This window comes from Gluconobacter sp. P5E10, assembly GCF_018812145.1.
GTDB lineage: Bacteria > Pseudomonadota > Alphaproteobacteria > Acetobacterales > Acetobacteraceae > Gluconobacter > Gluconobacter cerinus.
Map to the genome: position 1 here is coordinate 429,312 of NZ_JACRVZ010000002.1, position 17,624 is coordinate 446,935.

Annotated in this window: 14 protein-coding genes; 8 read left to right on the plus strand and 6 right to left on the minus strand. The window is 56.9% G+C overall.

Translation table 11 applies throughout. The features are described from left to right. Positions 1-43 precede the first annotated feature (43 nt). The 3 genes from KP707_RS05940 to KP707_RS05950 all read right to left on the minus strand — a co-directional run bounded on the left by KP707_RS05940 (position 44) and on the right by KP707_RS05950 (position 3,666). Positions 44-1,231 (minus strand): GNAT family N-acetyltransferase, encoded by a 1,188-nt coding sequence (locus KP707_RS05940; RefSeq protein ID WP_099211384.1) that lies wholly within the window; start codon positions 1,229-1,231, stop codon positions 44-46. Positions 1,232-1,357: 126 nt separating this feature from the next. Next, positions 1,358-1,825: a RidA family protein gene (locus tag KP707_RS05945; protein WP_010503058.1), complete on the minus strand. Its 468-nt coding sequence runs from the start codon at positions 1,823-1,825 to the stop codon at positions 1,358-1,360. Between the two features lie 65 nt (positions 1,826-1,890). Beyond that, entirely contained in the window at positions 1,891-3,666 is a 1,776-nt protein-coding gene (locus KP707_RS05950) for a chloride channel protein (protein WP_211502528.1), read from the minus strand. 131 nt (positions 3,667-3,797) lie between these two features. On the opposite strand from KP707_RS05950, the gene KP707_RS05955 reads away from it, so the two are divergent. Beyond that, positions 3,798-4,577, plus strand: coding sequence for an alpha/beta fold hydrolase (locus KP707_RS05955; protein WP_211502449.1), 780 nt, complete (start codon positions 3,798-3,800; stop codon positions 4,575-4,577). Here the strand turns inward: KP707_RS05955 and KP707_RS05960 are convergent. Further along, the gene (locus KP707_RS05960; protein ID WP_211502450.1) at positions 4,574-5,224 is read right to left on the minus strand and encodes a DNA-3-methyladenine glycosylase; all 651 of its coding nucleotides are present in this window, start codon (positions 5,222-5,224) and stop codon (positions 4,574-4,576) included. The two genes, KP707_RS05955 and KP707_RS05960, sit on opposite strands and share 4 nt — an antisense overlap. Before the next feature lie 197 nt (positions 5,225-5,421). Between KP707_RS05960 and KP707_RS05965 the strand changes: the two genes are divergently transcribed. The 3 genes from KP707_RS05965 to KP707_RS05975 all read left to right on the plus strand — a co-directional run bounded on the left by KP707_RS05965 (position 5,422) and on the right by KP707_RS05975 (position 9,072). Then, positions 5,422-6,537 carry an energy transducer TonB gene (locus KP707_RS05965; protein WP_215751664.1) on the plus strand — a complete coding sequence of 372 codons (1,116 nt, stop codon included), beginning with the start codon at positions 5,422-5,424 and terminating at the stop codon, positions 6,535-6,537. Positions 6,538-6,609: 72 nt separating this feature from the next. Continuing rightward, complete coding sequence (locus KP707_RS05970; RefSeq protein WP_099211378.1) at positions 6,610-7,542, plus strand: hypothetical protein; 933 nt, start codon at positions 6,610-6,612, stop codon at positions 7,540-7,542. Positions 7,543-7,620: 78 nt separating this feature from the next. Continuing rightward, the gene (locus KP707_RS05975; RefSeq protein WP_211506620.1) at positions 7,621-9,072 is read left to right on the plus strand and encodes a deoxyribodipyrimidine photo-lyase; all 1,452 of its coding nucleotides are present in this window, start codon (positions 7,621-7,623) and stop codon (positions 9,070-9,072) included. Positions 9,073-9,117: 45 nt separating this feature from the next. Here KP707_RS05975 and KP707_RS05980 read toward each other — a convergent pair whose 3' ends face one another. Both KP707_RS05980 and KP707_RS05985 read right to left on the minus strand, forming a co-directional pair. Next, entirely contained in the window at positions 9,118-9,564 is a 447-nt protein-coding gene (locus KP707_RS05980; protein WP_211502453.1) for a hypothetical protein, read from the minus strand. 76 nt (positions 9,565-9,640) lie between these two features. After that, the gene (locus tag KP707_RS05985) at positions 9,641-10,243 is read right to left on the minus strand and encodes a Crp/Fnr family transcriptional regulator (protein WP_235271778.1); all 603 of its coding nucleotides are present in this window, start codon (positions 10,241-10,243) and stop codon (positions 9,641-9,643) included. A 270-nt stretch (positions 10,244-10,513) separates the two neighbouring features. On the opposite strand from KP707_RS05985, the gene KP707_RS05990 reads away from it, so the two are divergent. The 4 genes from KP707_RS05990 to KP707_RS06005 all read left to right on the plus strand — a co-directional run bounded on the left by KP707_RS05990 (position 10,514) and on the right by KP707_RS06005 (position 17,350). Next, positions 10,514-11,299, plus strand: a complete 786-nt coding sequence (locus tag KP707_RS05990; protein ID WP_086633264.1) for an OmpW family protein — start codon at positions 10,514-10,516, stop codon at positions 11,297-11,299. Positions 11,300-11,576: 277 nt separating this feature from the next. Next, complete coding sequence (locus KP707_RS05995) at positions 11,577-12,713, plus strand: efflux RND transporter periplasmic adaptor subunit (RefSeq protein WP_211502454.1); 1,137 nt, start codon at positions 11,577-11,579, stop codon at positions 12,711-12,713. Positions 12,714-12,731: 18 nt separating this feature from the next. Then, positions 12,732-15,842 (plus strand): efflux RND transporter permease subunit, encoded by a 3,111-nt coding sequence (locus tag KP707_RS06000; protein WP_211495650.1) that lies wholly within the window; start codon positions 12,732-12,734, stop codon positions 15,840-15,842. Then, on the plus strand, positions 15,839-17,350 hold the full coding sequence (locus KP707_RS06005) for an efflux transporter outer membrane subunit (protein ID WP_211502455.1): 1,512 nt from the start codon (positions 15,839-15,841) through the stop codon (positions 17,348-17,350). Before KP707_RS06000 ends, KP707_RS06005 begins: the two co-directional genes overlap by 4 nt. Positions 17,351-17,624 lie beyond the last annotated feature (274 nt).

Sequence of the window (17,624 nt, forward strand, 5' to 3'; positions counted from 1 at the left end):
AAGCTTAACTGTCAGACCCTTTCCCAATCGTTAACTGCCCCCGTCAGGACGAGTCGTCCTGACGGTATGGAGAGCCTGCTGCCAGGGCTTCGGCTTCATCCAGAAGAGCACTCCGCTCTTCCTCCAGAAAGGCCGCAACAGCTCTTCCCAGTCCCGGATCCAAAAAGGCGTGCGCCGAGCGCGTAAGAGCTGGCAGATAGCCGCGCTGGATCTTGTGTTCCCCCTGCGCGCCAGCTTCCACACGGGTCAACCCATGGGCAATGGCGAAATCGATTGCCTGATAGTAGCACAACTCAAAATGGAGGAAGGGCCACTCACCGTCACATCCCCAGTTCCGCCCGAAGAGAGTATCTTTTCCCATCAGATTCAGGGCCCCCGCCACAGGGCGACCTTCATGCTCCGCAAGCATCAGAACGACGCTGTTGCCTAAGCGCTCTGAAAGCATCGGGAAGAAGCTTTCAGACAGATAAGCACTCCCCCATTTTCGATCGACCGTAGACTGATAGAATCGATAAAAGGCTTTCCAGTCCGCAGCGGTAATGTCCGCGCCTTGCCTTGTCACGAATGTAAGGCCAGCGGTCTGGGCTGTTTTGCGCTCCTTGCGAATGGCCTTGCGCTTACGGGATGACAGGGCATTCAGGAAATCCTCGAAAGACGCGTATCCCTGATTTTGCCAGTGATACTGAATGCCTAGGCGCTTGAGGTATCCGGCGCTTTCAAATGCCTCCATCGAGGCATCATCACAAAATGTCGCATGTACGGAAGACAGACCTAGCTGCCCGGCTGCTTGCATTAAAGCCGATGCCAGCGCGCGTGCGACGGCCTGTGGTTCCACCTGATCAGGCCGGACAAGAAGGCGCGGACCGGGGACTGGGGAAAACGGAACCGCGCACTGGAACTTGGGATAATAGTGCCCTCCAGCAGCCTCATAGGCCCGCGCCCAAGACTGATCGAAGACATATTCGCCCATGGAATGGGCTTTTCCATAAAGAGGAGCGAGCGCTGCGATCGTTCCATTGGGAGCGCGTAGTGCAGCGTGCCGGACAAGCCATCCGGTTCGATCCGCGACGGATCCACTGTCTTCCAGAGCCGAAAGAAATCCGAAGGACACAAACGGATTTTCGTCGCCGGCGCAGGCATCCCATTCAGCCGGGCCGATTTCATGGATGGACGCATGAAGCGTCAGCGTCCAGTCAGTCGCTTCTGATGGCGGGGGAGTAGAGGCGCTCATGACGGCTGATCCTGCAAACGTACATAACCCATAGGGCAAACGTGTTGATCAGGCATGGAAAAGACAACGTCTTACTGTCTTTTCCATAGAGTTAGATGGGCAAGAAGCCCATCCAGTCCGGTGAAATCAGACGACTTCGAACAGGGCTTCCACTTCAACCGGTGCATTCACTGGCAGGCTTGGAACGCCGATTGTGGAGCGGGCGTGACGACCTGCATCTCCGAAGACTTCAACCGCGAGATCGGACGCACCGTTCATGACAACAGCATGTTCCGTGAATTCCGGTGTGCAGGCAATGAAACCACCGAGACGCACAACCCGCTTGATGCGGGACAGATCACCGCCCAGAGCAGCCTTGGCCTGAGAAATGACGTTGATGAGGCATGCGCGTGCACAGGCTACACCTGCATGATTGGAGACTTCGTCGCCCAGCTTGCCGGTAATGAGCAGCTTGCCATCCACGAGAGGAAGCTGACCCGAGACGACCAGCAGATTGCCTGTCAGGACAGTCGTAACGTAATTGGCAACCGGTGCAGCAGCTTCCGGCAGCGTGATTTCAAGGGCGGCGAGACGATCTTCAGGGGTGTTGGACATGAGTGTTCTCCTGTGAATGGACTGTCATGTTGAAGCGCATAGACGTCGATGCCAAGGGTGAACCGTCACACGGCTGATCCCTCTTCGCCAACCAGTGTTCGGCGACTGCGCTCAAGCTCTTCGGCATAGCGACGCAGAGCGTGCTGTTCCGTCAGGATACCAACCACCTGACGGGACTGAAGATCTTCCACGACAACAAGGGCATCGGCTTCTGCACGTTCGAACAGTTCCACGGCTTCCCGAACTGTCAGCAGAGGCGTCAACATGGCGTTTTCGAAATGGGCGAGGCTCTGCACGGGCGTTAAGGCCGCAGGAACGGCCTGGAGCTCTGCCACATTAACCATTCCCACATAGCGGCTGTCCCGATCCAGCAGGACAATTCTCTGCGCGGAGCCCAAAGGAAAAAGAGCCTGTGCCCGGTTCAGGGGGGTGTCAGACGAGATGGTTCGCACCTGTCCGCGCATCATGCGCCGAACGTTCAGAGAGCGCATCCACCCGATATCCACGGCAGAGCGAATGGATTCACCACGCAGATGAAAACGCCATGTGGCGAAACTGTAGCCGAACAGACGTCTCACAGTGAGGAGCGACAAAACAGCGGCTACGAATGTTGCACCGCTCATGGAAATACTGCCTGTCAGTTCCAGAAGCAGGCACACCATGGTCATAGGGCTACCGATGATGGCCACGGCCATGGCGCTCATGCCAATCAGAGCACAAGCCGTCAGGGACACTGGCGCCAAGCCGATCCATTCAAGCAGCGCGCCATACACTGTCCCGGCAAGGCTACCGAGGTACAGAGATGCAAAGAACAGCCCCCCGCGAAATCCGGAGCCGATGGAAATGCAGGAGGCCAGCGCTTTCAATATCAGCAGGCCAAGGGCCAGACGGGGCGTAATCCATCCCGCAAAAACCACTCGCATGGCATCATGTCCCGCCGACAGGACTGATGGGTGAATGACTGCTAACCCACCAACCATCAGTCCGCCAACGGCAGGCTTCAGCCACACAGGGCCAGGGAGCTTGCGAAACAGAACCTCGGTCTGGGTCACACAATACATGACGCCGATGGCGGTTAGAGCAGACAGAATGCTGATGACAACAACACTGATGCTCCCATCCCACGTCAGGGTCCCCGGATCTGCAATCACAACCGCGGCAGGCATGTGACCGAACAGATGCGCCACACCCACACCGGCAAGAGCGGCAACAGCGACGGGTGACAGACTGACGAGAGAGTAAGAGCCGATCACGAGTTCAAAGGCGTAAAAGGCTCCCGCCACGGGCGCGTTGAATGCCGCACCGATCGCCGCGCCAGCAGCCGCGCCCACCAGAACGCGTAAATCTTCACGACGGACCCGGAAAGACTGGCCAATGCGGGACCCAAGAGCAGAGCCAATCTGTGTAAAGCCTGCTTCGAGGCCGATTGAGCCCCCTATGCCATTGGACAGGATCGTTTGAAGTGCAACGATGGTGCTGTCTCGCACAGACATGCGACCACCATGCAGAGCATTGGCTTCAATGGGATCGACCGGACGGCGTGGCATAACTTTTGCAACCACCGCACCGAATATTCCAAGGACAAGGCCGCCGAGTGTCAGGACAAGGAGAAGACGCCATGGGGGGAGCCATGTCAGGCCGGAAAGGTGACCGTCCACAGTGTTTCCGCGACCGAATAGTGCGCTGTGAAGAAACAGGGTGACGGTTGTAACAATCACAACACACAGCCCGGACAGTCCCCCGACCACGGCAGCCAGAACAGTCAGCCAGATCTCGTCAGCTCGCACCATCGCACGCAGCGTCACGGGAGCCTGAGTGGGGTGACGAAGGAGCTCGCGCAGATGGCGACTCACGCGAAAACGCAATTCGTTACGGGTGGGACTGGTGGACAAGAGGTCTCCCCGGCGGCAGGTGTAGTTCTGTTTGGCTGGAACGCTGCTTGCGATCAACCGCTGTCATGGAAGGATCATGCATGAAACTCAACGCCATCGAACGCGGGGATGGACAGGAAACGGTCGTTTTCCTGCATGGACTGTTTGGACGCGCCCGTAATCTTGGTTTTCTTCAGCGTGAGGCAGCCCAGACATTTCGCACGATCGCCTTGGACCTTCGCAATCACGGAGACAGTCCGCACGGCCTCGTTAGCTACGCTGCGATGGCGCAGGATGTGCTGGAAACCCTTGATGATCTCGGGGTCGATTCCTTTTCGGTCGTCGGACATTCCATGGGTGGAAAGGTTGCAATGATGCTCGCTCTGGCAGAGCCAGACCGTGTAGTCCGCCTGATGGTCGCTGATATGGCCCCCGCGCGGACCCAGCAGGGCCATGGAGATATGATTGCCCGACTGGATGCCATCACGTTTCCGCCAGACCTGACCCGGAGTGGCGCGCTGGACTTGCTGGAACCCGTCACAGGCAGCAGAGCCGTCGCGGAACTGATGGCTCAGAATGTTCGCCTCGACGGCACGCCGGGCTGGGCCATTGGATTTGATGACATTACGCACGGGATACGTCTGATCGAAGATTGGCCTGAAATTCAGGCTGTTCCTTATGAAGGGCCTGCTCTGTTCCTTCGTGGGGGCAATTCCGACTATGTCAGGCCGGAGCACCATCCCCTGATCATGGCACTGTTTCCCCATGCCCGGATACAAACTCTGGAGGGCGCAGGTCACTGGCTGCATGCGGAGCAACCCCGCCCTTTCATTGCTGAAATGATGGCGTTCCTCAGCGAACCGGCCAACTCCCCAGACTAACCCGTCAACACGTTGGGAGCCGTTTTTCGCCCCTCTTCCGCCACGCGCCAGCAATACCAGGCCAGCGCGGAGCGATGTGGGGAAAAGGGAAACGTTTCAATTTTCAGGGCTTTGGGCTTCGGCGCAATGTCCAGCCCTTTAATCCGGCGCCAACCTTCCCGGACACCAAAGTCATCCACCGGCATCACATCGGGCCGGTTCAACGTCAGCATCAGCAGCATCTCAACGGTCCATCGTCCGACACCACGAAGGGTTATGAGCCGCTGGATCAGGTCCTCGTCTTCCAGTGCATCAGCGCCTTGTCGGCAGGGCACAAGCCCGTCCAACCGAGCCTGCGCAACGCCCCGCATGGCACTCTGCTTGCTGGCAGACAGGCCGCAGGCACGCAGAGCATCTTCGGACAAAGCAAGAAGGGTATCGGGTGCTGGAGGCGTGCCATCCTCGGACGCCTCAGGGCCAAGAAGGCATAGCCGCCCGAAGATACGGCGCGCAGCCACACCATGGAGCTGTTGCCCGGCGATGGCACGGAGGAGGGCGTCATATGGCTCCTGATCGCCTCTTCCCTGAAGGCGACATGGACCAATCCTGCGGACTGCGGCTGCCACATCCGGATCAACGGAAAGACACGATATGAGACTGTCTGTCATGAAGCTGTCTTTCCTGCCAGGAACATGGCGCTTTGTCTCTTTCGTGAACTGCCCATTACTGCCATGATAGTGACAGACGCAATGCCCACCCCCAGACCGGATACCAGCCTGCCGGATGACGAACCCGCCCGCCCTGGTGCATAAAGCCTGGCGATGACTTGCCGCCACCTTTCCTCTTTTGAGCAGGCCCGCAACGTATGAGCGGGAAAATGCTGTCTGCCAATGGCAAGGTGGAGCGTCGCGAGCCAAAGCTGTTCGCTGCGTCCTTACGCCCTGTGAATGCACATCTTCAGTCACCGAAGGGATTCCGGTCCCGACTGAAGGATTATGTCCCACCTGCGAAAAGCCCGGTTCGTCCCGTCCTGACGCCCATGATGCGTCCACAGACCATTGTGGAACCGGGGCCTATTGTTCCGTTCTGCATTTCTGCTGGCCTTCATGCGGCAGTCCTCGCCCTGCTGCTTACGCAGCATCAGGGCATGCATGGTTCACCTGCAGGAAGCGAGCAGCCGCAGGTTGAGATGGTTTTTGACCAGCCTCCCTCAAAGAGCAGCATGCAGGGACCACGCGCCAATGATCAGGGGGGCGCTCCGCCACCGCCGCCTGCCCAGAGCCAGGAAGAAACCCAGCAGGAACAGCAGCAGCCAGAGCAACAGCAATCTGCGCCAACACCTGCCGTGCCGACGCCTGAAACGCCATCGGCCCCACCCGTGCCCGAAGAATCGTCATCTGAGCTTCCCAAGACCACGCCGTCTCAGCAGGTTACGCCGGGCGCCGCCCCCAGCCAGAGAAGCACACAGACGACGTCGCACAGTCATCGTGCCCATCGCTCGAACCGGTCACAGAACAACAATCCGTTCGCCAATCCGATGGATCTGTCCTTCGGTGAACAGCCATCGCCCTATCGCCATCGCCGTGGACGCGCGGCGGGATCGGGCGGACCGATTGACATGTCGCTGGGGCCGCTCAGCATGAATGGCGCCATTAACGCGCCTTATCAGACACGCACCAGCGTGAAGGGCGTCAGTGAAGATTACGGCAGCGAGATTGATCGTTGGATCCGGTCTCACATGTATTATCCAGAAGATGCCGCCCGCGCCGGAGAGGATGGTCCGTCTTCTGTCCATGTTGTTCTGGACAGATTCGGGCATGTGAAAACAGTCCGGCTGACGGGCCAGTCCGGCTCCTACTCACTGGATGCTGCCACCACGGGCATGTTCCAGGGGGCAAAACTGCCGCCAGTGCCGCCGGACATGAAGGGCGACCACTTCGATATCGATGTGACGATCAATTACATTCTGATCCGCCGCTGATCCGCAGTTTCGACATCGGCGAAGTGATCCCTTACACTTCGCCGGTCTCTTTATCACTGTTCCGGAGCCCTGATGCGCCGTTTCCTGCCTGTTCTGCTGCCCCTCTGTCTGGCTGGCTGCTTCAGCATGCCCCGCCCTTTCTCGGACCCGGGACAACAGGCCCGACAGCTCGCAACGGCAAACCTGCCTCCTGCCCGACTAGCCGTTCCGACATCTTCTGAGTCCCTGTTGTCCGATGATGCTGCGAAGCTGTGGGCTCATGACGTTGCGGAAGCCATGGTGGCACAGTCGGTGCCGGCTATTGCCCAGCCGAAAAAGCCCGGGGACTGGTGGCTGAAACTGAGCGCCAGCACACGCAACGGAGCCGTTGTACCGCACTACGTCATCATGACGCCCGAGGGGAAAGCCCGCGCTGAAGGCGATGGCGCACCGGTTGATATGGCAGGCTGGAGTGCGGGAGATCCGTTGGCCATTAAGGGCGCCGCCATGCAGGAGGCTCCGGAACTGGCCAATCTCCTGACCGGTATCCAGGCAGATATGATGCAACAGGATCCTCACAGCCTCATGCGCCGTGCTGCTCATATCTATTTTGAAGGCGTTAAAGGAGCGCCCGGCGATGGAAATACCTCTCTAGCCCGGGCGTTCTATGCCTCGCTGCCTGACAAAACAAACTCTGTGCAGACCAACGCCAAGAACGCGGATTTTACGGTTCAGGGCATCGTGAAGGTCACAACTGCGGGGACAGTCGATAAAACTTTGATGCAGCACATCGAGATCGTCTGGCATGTCATCACGCCAGACGGCAAGGAAGCCGGGGCAGCAACACAGCTTCACGATGTTCCGGCTCATTCCCTGGATAATGCGTGGGGTGATACGGCGATCATGGCTGCTGAAGAAGCCGCAGGCGCTGTACGGACCATCATCACCAATTATTCCGGCCGGGAGCACAAGCCGCTGCCCGCGTCGACACAAACTGTGAAACCATCTGACGCAAAGCACGCTTAATTTCAGCTCACGCATTCTGTGAGCCCTGTTTTCGAGGTTTTCATCCTCTGCCCTTCATGCCCTCGGAAAGAGAGCCGAATGCTTGCCCGCGCGTCACAGACTAAAGAATCCCCTGTCATCGTCTGGTTCAGGGATGACCTTCGCCTAGCAGATCACCCCGCCCTACAGGCTGCTGTGGAAACCGGGCGACCGCTGATCTGCGTTTACGTTCTTGATGATGAGACACCTGCACTCCACCGTCTGGGAGCGGCATCCCGGTGGTGGCTTCATGGCGCACTGGCCGAGCTAAGAAAATCTCTGGCTCAACACCATGGAGCGCTCCTGACGCTTCATGGCTCCGCAGAGACGCTGATCCCTGCGCTTGCGAAAGAAACTGGGTCTAACTGCGTTTTCTGGCATCACCGGTTTCATGCCAAAGAGCAGGAACAGGACGACCGTATTGCTGATGCGCTCAGTAAAAACGGTGTCTCTGTGACAGCAGACTGGGGAACTGTCCTGCTGGATCCTGAGCGGGTTCGCACGAAAGAAGAAAAATTCTACCGTGTTTTCACAGCTTTCTGGAAAGCGTTTCAGCTTCAGGATGTTCCCGATCCTGTAGATGCACCGTCCCACCTGTCGTTCTACCCTGTTGAGAGTAAATTGCTTTCCGATCATCGTCTTGATGAGCAGGCTCTCCTTCCCACCCAGCCTGACTGGGCCGCCGGGTTGCGCTCTCACTGGGAGCCGGGAGAAACGGAGGGACAGGAGCATCTGGAGGACTTCCTGAAGCATGACTGTACCCGTTATGGAACCGGCCGGGACGAGCTAGGGCGTGAAGGAACTTCGCGCCTGTCCCCTTATCTGGCGTCCGGGGCAGTCTCTCCGCGGCAGGTCTGGGCCGCGATTCAGCGTAAAGGGGCTTCCGAAGAAGGAGCGAGGATTTTTCTCTCCGAAATCGGGTGGCGAGAGTTCGCGAAATACACCCTTTTCCATCAACCTCTTCTGCCCAAGACCAGCCTGAATCAGAAGTTTTCATCCATGTCGTGGCGCACGAGCCAGACAGATTTGGAAGCGTGGCGACAGGGACGAACCGGCATTCCTGTTGTGGATGCTGGCATGCGGCAGCTCTGGATGACAGGATGGATGCATAATCGGGCGAGAATGATCGTCGGATCATTTTTGACGAAGCATCTGCTGATTGACTGGCGTGAAGGGGAAGCCTGGTTCCGTGACACTCTGGTGGACGCGGATTGGGCAAGCAATGCCATGAACTGGCAGTGGGTTGCTGGAACGGGCATTGATGCCGCGCCGTTCTTCCGGATTTTTAATCCGACCAGACAGGGTGTGAAATTTGATCCTGACGGCGATTATATCCGTCAATGGGTGCCGGAGCTGAAGAAGCTCTCAGGAAAGGCACTGCTCGAGCCCTGGAGCGCGCGGGAAGATGAACTACGCCACGCCGGCGTCATTCTGGGAAAAACGTACCCACGTCCGATTGTCGAGCTTCAGGACGGTCGGGACCGCGCTATGAAAGCGTTTCGCTCTCTGTAACCTAACCAAGATACCAGCCGGATTACTCCGGCTGGTGAGGCTGTCTCAGAGACCGCCATTCAGGAAGTTTGTCGCATCGCTACGGCTCTTCTTGCCCAGCGCATTCAGACGGTTCTTCTGCTCCTGCGGCGCATTGCGCAGCTTCTGAACCTTTTCCGTCTGGGCGGTACGAGCCGTGTTCAGCTTTTCACGCTCGTTGTTGATCTTGTTCTGAATGTTGGCTTTTTCGTTAGCCGGAGCATTCGTGTACTGGCTCTTGAGAGCCTGAATCTTCTGTGTGCGCTCAGCTTGGGAAGCAGCCGACTGCGTCTGGTAATTCTTTACGCGGTTGTTGAGATTGTCTTCTTTCTGGGAAAGGTTACCGAGAAAATCGTTCTGTGTGCTCTGCGTGGCAGCAGCCGGGTCAGCAGCGTAAGCGCTGGAAGCCACTGAAACAGAACCGGTCAGCAGGCTGACAGCGAGAAGCGAACGAAAGAAAATACGGTTTGTCATGAAATCTCCTGTAGTCGTCTTGCGGGAAGACATCAGCATTTCATGGCGGGAATGTGGCTTCCCGACAAATCAGTCTTTATTCGAGGCCTTCCGCAATTGCTGCAATGCGGTCAGGTTGCATGATTGTAATGTGAGTGATGCCACGAATGCTTATGAGACCTTCCCGTTTAAAGGCACTCAGAACACGGCTGACTGTTTCAATAGTCAATCCGAGATAATCAGCAATATCGGTTCGCGGCATGGGCAGATCAAGCTCAATCGGCGCATGAGGCTCCGGCACTGGCGCGGAGAGCAGGCGCGCACGTTCCATCAGGAATGTGGCAAGACGCTCGCGTGCCGTCTTTCGGCCCAGCAACGTCATGCGTGCCTGCATCAGGGTCAGTTCACGCGACGCTTCCTGGCGCAGTCGATGCTCCAGATTGGGAAAGCGACTTGTGAGTCGCTGCATGGACGCATGGGGAAAACGACACAGAACCGCAGTGCCGAGCGCCTCTGCACCAAATGCATAGCTCGTGGACGCTGCAAGCCCCAGGAAATCTCCACCTTCAGCAAAACCGGTAATCTGACGGCGCCCGTCTGGAAGAAGTGTGAACAGTTTGACGCGGCCACCAGTCACAACGAAAAAATCGTGGGCTGGCTCGCCCTCCTCTATAAATGACCGTCCATCCGGAACAGTCATTTTTGAAGACTCACTGGCAAGTATAGCAAGATCACAATCGTCAATCGCATTACAGATACTGTGTTCGCGACCAATGCAATGAGCGCAGCGATCGTGGATTTCGTCCGGGATACGCGTTGATGTCATGATGATTGGAACTCTCCCGGCCTGTAACATTTGCTGTGCCGCCACACCCATAGCACATAATTCCCCAGACTTGATCCAGGTCAAGGTGAGGCATGGGGAGGAGTGCTTTGTGAGGTCAACTATTGTTGATGGAAACCCTTTAATATGAAGACTTCAGCTCTTGCGCTGGTCGCTGCCCTAGGCCTGGTGGCATCTCCTGCCTTCGCTCAGACGACAGCTCCTGTCGTTGCTCCTCAGGCCACTGTTTCCGCTCCCATGACGGCAGCTCCTGTGCCACAGGTCAACATTGCACCGCCGTCATCCGGGCACTGCGGCCTGTTCGAGACCTGTGCGAACACGAAGATCGGCCTGGGCAAGGGCGACTTCCTGATCCGTCTGTCTGCTCTTGGTGTTCTTCCGCAGGATACATCGTCCCGCGTGAAGGTGATCGGTGGTCGCGTCAAGGCAACCAACCAGGTCGCTCCTGAATTCACGTTCGAATATTTCTTTACGGATCATATCTCTCTGGATCTGATCGCAGCCAGCACACGTCATGAGCTTGCCGCTGAAGACACGGCTCTCGGCAAGGTTGATCTGGGTAGCACGTGGGTCCTGCCGCCGACGCTTACGCTGGCCTGGCACTTCCGCCCACACAAGCGCTTCAACCCTTATGCAGGTGTGGGTCTGACACTGGCATTCTTCCACAACATCAGCCCGGCAGGCGGAGCAGTTCAGAAGCTTGATCTGCGCACCACGGTTGGTCCGGCAGCCAACGTTGGTTTCGATTACCAGCTCGTAGGCAACTGGTTCTTCAACTTTGACGCCAAGCAGATGTGGCTGTCCGTTCCGGCATTCGTCAACGAACGTGGTGGCGCTTCTGGCCCATACATTCACGCGCGTGACAGCCTGAACCCGACCACGGTTGCAGCTGGTATCGAATACCGCTTCTGATCCGTTCCTGCGGTTCAAGATCTAAAAAGCAGTTCATCCTTCACGGGGTGAGCTGCTTTTTTTATGTAATTTTTGGGTCAAAACGATAAAATTTTTGCAATATGTTGCGGGAAGCCTTTAGAAAATCCGAGTTTTCAGCTTCTAGTGATGCTGACCGATGATTATGTCACGTAGCGATTGCCATGAAATCGTCGGGGTTCAGGAATAGCAGGGCGGTTTATGCTTCTGCCGCATTTGCGGCATTGGTCGTCTGGCAGATACGGGGTTTTCAAAAAGTATGCGTGTTGCGCGCGCCAGCGCTCTGGCTCTCGGCCTGCTGGGTCTGGTTTTCCTTGTTCTTTTCTTGAGAACCTATTTCTTCGCTCCGCCTCACGCGGCTACCCCCGAGCAACCGATGTTTGCACGGCAGAATGGTAGTCTCGTCTTGCGGGATGGTAGCCCTTTGCAGAAACGCCTTGTGGTCGCTCCGGTTTCCCTTTCGCATGATACAGCTGGAGTGGCCCTGCCGGCGCAGGTCGTTGCTCTGCCTGACCATCAGGTCAATGTGCTGGCGCCAGCAACTGGCCGGATCATGAGTGTCGCCGTTCAGCTCGGCCAGCATGTTTCACGTGGGCAGGTGCTGGCGACAATTGCAGCCAGCGATCTGGATCAGGCCTGGGCTGACGATCGTCGTGCGCGTGCTGCACTGGATTTCTCCAAGCGTGCCTATGACCGTGCACGCGGCGTTCTGGCTGCGGGCGGAAATGCCGTGAAAGATCTTGAATCTGCACGCAATGATCTGGCTCAGGCAGAAGCAGAAGCTCTGAGAACACATCAGCGCCTGCAGGTTCTGGGCGCACGCTCCGATTACGCTGCGCAGGGGCAGGTACCGCTGGTCTCACCCGTAGATGGTGTCGTCTCAGCAACCAACATGGCTGTGGGACAGAACATCACGGACTCAACGGCCATTCAGATGACGCTGCTGGATCTCTCTTCCGTATGGGTCGCTGCTGCCGTTCCGGAAAGCCGCATGTCTGACATCACGAGTGGCGCAACGCTGGATGTCACGTTCCCTGCCCTTCCCGGCCAGACATGTTCCGGTCCAGTTGCAACGCGAGACCCTGCGCTGAAGCCTGATACACGGCGCCTCAACGTTTATGTTGTCTGCCCGAATACGGAAGGCTTACTGCGTCCCGGCATGTTCGCTTCGGCCAATCTGGGTGTTTCGGAAAACGATGTTGTTCGGGTACCGAAATCCGCGCTGCTGATGAACAACGATCAGGTTTCAGTTTTCGTTGAGGTTGCTCCGGGCACTTTTCGTAGGCGTGAAGTCACCATCAATTATGATGAAGGTGACGATGTGCTTGTTCTCTCCGGCTTGTCAGCGGGTGAGCGTGTTGTGACCAGCGGCGCCATCCTGCTGAACGACGACTGACCGGACGGGCCAGCCATCATGATCGAACGTTTTATCTCCTGGTGCTTCGTGCGCCGGAACATCGTCTTCTTTGCCGCCGTTCTGCTTGCCGTCATGGGAAGCATTGCCTGGCGTATCCTGCCTGTTGAAGCCTATCCGGACCTTGGGTCTGTCAGCGTTCTTGTGACGACCCAGCAGTCGGGTCTGGCTGCGGAGGAAATGGAGCAGCAGGTCACGATTCCTCTGGAGCGCATGCTTGCCAGCGTTCCCGGTGTTTCGGACAGCCGCTCCACCAGCACATTTGGGCTCTCCCTCATCACGCTGATTTTCCGCGATGGGACGGATGTGTTCTGGGCCCGGCAGCAGGTTGAAACCATTCTTGCCAGCAACCCACTGTCCAATGGTGCACAGCCTTCTCTGGGACCAATTTCTGGCCCAACGGGCGAAATCTATCGCTATACGCTGGAATCAGACGACAAGAACCTGATGCAACTGTCGGACGTCCAGAAATGGACGGTTATCCCGGCAATTTTGCACGTTCCTGGTGTTGTGAGCGTCAATAATTTTGGCGGCTTCACGCGGGAATATCAGCTCGTTCTCAAGCCTTCCTCCCTGTTCCGCTATCACATCGGCCTGGAAGATATTCTGTCCGCGATCCGGAACAACAATATCAACGCAGGTGGTGGTCGGGTCACGCGAGGCGAGCAGTCCTATATCGTCCGAGGTGTAGGCATGATCCACTCCCTTGAGGACATGGGGAATATTGTCGTTGCCCAGCGCGATGGCGTGCCTGTTCTGGTGCGTGATCTGGGGACCATCCAGTTCGGGCATCAGGTGCGCGAGGGTATTCTGGGCAAGGACCATAACCCCGATACCATCGAGGGCGTGGTCACCATGCTGAGTGGTGAGAATCCGTCTGTAGTGCTGGAAAACCTGCACCAGACGGTTGCGAAGCTTCAGACACAGCTCGCCCCTCAGCACATTCGCGTCGTACCCTATATTGATCGCGACAATCTGGTTCTCTCCACGACTCACAAGGTCACGGAGACCATGATTGAGGGTATTCTCCTCGTAGGCGTGATTCTGACGCTGTTTCTGGGAAGCCCCCGCAGTGCCATTGTCACGGCCATTACCATTCCACTGGCACTCTCAGTTGTCTTCACCCTGATGCATTTCCTCGGCATGTCGGCGAATTTGTTCTCGCTGGGTGCGGTCGATTTCGGTGTGATTGTCGATGGTGCTATCGTCATTACCGAGACGATTCTGCGTGTTAGAGAAGAACGGCCGACCGAAGCTCTGAATTCCCAGGAAGTACTGACCGTCGCGAAACGGGCAGGTCATGCCATCTTCTCCTCAACACTCGTCATTATCCTCGCTTACAGCCCGCTCTTTGCTTTTGAAGGAAGTGAAGGGAAGCTGTTCCGGCCAATGGCTTATACTGTCAGTTTCGCTCTGCTGGGCGCCCTGCTGTGTGCTCTGGCGCTGATTCCGTCTCTCAGCTTTCTGGCGCTGCGCAAGCCACGGCATATCTGGCATAATCGCCCGCTGGAGTGGCTGCATGGGCGCTATATCCACTGGCTTGGCCATTTCATCGATCGCCCGCTGATTGCTTATGGCGCTGGTCTTGGTGCCCTCGTCGCCGTCGTGTTTCTTGGCATCAGCATTGGCAGAGAGTTCCTTCCAGATCTCGATGAAGGCGCCCTATGGTTGCAGGTGCAGATGCCGACCGGAATTTCGATGGAAAAAGGCGAGCAGATCGCCAACGAACTTCGAAGCGCCGTTCGGGAATTTCCGGAAACCTCCTACGCCATCACACAGCTTGGTCGATCCGACGATGGGACTGATCCTTGGACGCCGTCTCATATCGAGATGCCGGTTGGCCTGAAATCCTATGATCAGTGGCCATCGGGTGAGACGAAAGCCCAGTTCGTTCAACGCCTGCATGCACGGTTGTTGAAAATTCCGGGCATCGAATTTGGCATCAGCCAGCCGATCGAAGACAACATGAGCGATCTGGTGGGTGGTGCACATAGCCCGCTCGTGCTTCGCGTTTATGGAAATGACTTCGAAGAGCTGCGCCGCGTTGGCCAGCAGATTGTCGATGTGCTGCATCAGGTTCCAGGAACGACGGAAGCTTCCATTTTCCAGGAACCGCGCATTCCGCAGATTGATGTCACGGCTGACCGACTAGCGGCAGCGCGCTATGGCATCAACATTTCTGACATTTCAGATGCTGTGTCCTATGCGATCGGTGATGCACCAATTTCCACGGTGTATGAGGATGACCGCTTCTACAATGCTACACTGCGTATCCCTCGCAAGGATGCACAGGACCTGCAAAGCCTGTCGCAGTTTCCTCTCCTGACGGCACAGGGGGCCTACGTTCCCCTGTCTCAGGTGGCCCGCGTGAACCTGCGCATGGGTGAAAGCAATATTGCCCATGAGCTGAGCCATCGTCAGATCACTATCCGTGTCGATAATGGCGAACGCCCGCTGTCACAGTACCTTGCTGATGCGCAGGCCCGCATTGAACAGTCCGTGCATTACGACAAGCAGAAGTACACTTTGGAATGGGCAGGCACATTCCAGCAGCAGGAACGCGCGCAGAAGCGTCTTGCCGTTGCTCTGGCCGTCATGTTTGCCATGATGCTGGTGCTTCTGTTCATCGAGTTCGGTAAAATTCGCCAGGCACTGCTCATTCTAAGCGTTGTTCCGCTCGCGACGCTGGGTGGCCTGATTGCGCTGCATGTGCGTGGAGAGACCCTGAATATCGCTACAGCTGTGGGCTTTATCGCCCTTTTCGGTGTGGCGGTGCAGAACGGCATCATCATGATCTCAAGCATCAACCGACATCGCTCCGAAGGCCGTTCTGTACGGGATGCCACGATCATTGGTGCAGGTGAGCGTTTTCGTCCGGTTCTAATGACGGCAACTGTTGCAAGCGCCGGCATGCTCCCGGCGGCACTGGCAACCGGCGTTGGCACAGACGTGCAGCGTGGGCTTGCAACAGTCGTCGTAGGTGGGCTTGGGATTGCCACACTGCTGACCCTCTTTGCATTGCCCGTCTATTTCAGTGAGCTTGAAATGTGGGTGGAGCGTCGGGATGCCCGTCGTCCGCGCCCGTCTGAAGAGAATGGAGCCCCGACATGAAGCGGGTTCTTAAAAATACGACCGCCCTTCTGGGGTCGGTTCTGATATCAGCCTGCGCAGTCGGTCCGGACTTTCATCGTCCGGACCTTCCAAAGGATGTGAACTATCAAGCTACGCCGCTCGCCGGGACGGCTGGCAATGCCCAAAGCGGGACAGGAGTGGCTCAACACTTCCAGAGTGGCGTGGACATTCCTGGAAAGTGGTGGGAAGTCTTCCGCAACCCGCAGCTCAATGCGCTTGTTGAGCAGGCTCTGGCCAACAACCAGTCCATGAAAGCCATGCAGACAGGGTTGAAGTCTGCGTGGGAGCAACGGCGGATTGAAGGGGCGGGTCTGTATCCGACGATCTCGGCCTCTTTCAACCCAACACGCAATAAGACCTCACGCGTTTACTCTCCTGTTCCGAACAACAACACCTGGCTGTATAATGTTCATACAGCTCAGCTGACGATCGGATATGTTCCGGATCTTTGGGGCGGAACGCGGCGCGCAATTGAGGCGGCGGGCGCGCAGGCCGAAATTCAGAAATTTCAGCTTGAAGCTACCGCTCTCACCCTAATCTCCGATCTGGTGATCGCTACAATTGACGAGGCCACGCTGCGTGCGCAGATCGAAGCGACACAGGATCTGATTGCCAGCCAGACATCGGCTCTCAAGCTGATTACGGCCCGGCAGAAATTCGGAGACGCGTCCAAGCAGGACATGGTGGCGCAGCTTGCTTCGGTGGCGCAGCTTGAAGCTACCCTTCCCTCTCTGAATCTTCAGTTGGCTCAAACCCGGGATCAGTTAGCCGTTCTGGTTGGGGTAGCACCCAATACTTCGCTGCCGACCTTCAGGCTGGAACAGTTTACGCTTCCGCAGACATTGCCGGTCTCCCTACCCTCAGATCTTCTGAATCAACGCCCGGATATTCGGGCGGCACAGGCACAGATCCAGTCTGCAAGCGCGCAGATTGGTGTGGCGATCGCCAACCGTCTGCCCAACGTGCAGCTCAGTGCCCTCCCAGGGCAGGCCGTCGGAACCATGAGCGACTTCTTCAAGCCGGGATATGGAAACTGGACGATCGCTGCAACTGTCATGCAGCCAATTTTCCAGGGCGGCTCCCTCCTGCATGCCGAGCGGCAGGCACGCGACAACCTGCTACAGGCCAACGAGACCTATAAGGCCACAGTCCTGAGTGCCATTCAGGACGTCGCAGACAGTCTTCATGCACTGGACTTTGATGCTGATGCGCTGATGGCGAATGAGAGTGCCTATACTGCTACGGGGAAGAGTCTGAAGATTGCTCAGGCTCAGCTTCTCTTGGGAGATGTCAGTGAACTGATGGTGCTCCAAGCCCAGCAGTCTCATGCTCAGGCGCGATTGGCCTATGTTCAGGCACAGGGTGCAAGGTTCTCTGATAGTGTGGGTCTGTTCCAATCCCTCGGCGGCGGCTGGTGGAACCGTAATGATTTGGGGATGACTCCTGAAGCACAGAAATCTCTCGGAAAGTCTCTGCTTCCCTGGTAATTTTTGCGCCAAAAATCATCTTTTACCATGAGAGCGTCTTTGATTTTTGAGTCTGAGACGCTCTCATATTTACGAAACTCAGAGCCAGTACGGCATTGTTTCGCCAACATATTTTTCTTGGCCTCTCTCGTCCTGCCATCATAAATTTTAGAAGAGATGCCGGGTCACGCAGCATGACGTCTTACTGCATCTCCACAACCTTTGTTTCAGGAATGCCCCCGTTTTCCGATCAGGAAAACGTTTGACGCGCGAGAGGCACAGGAACCTCTGAGGT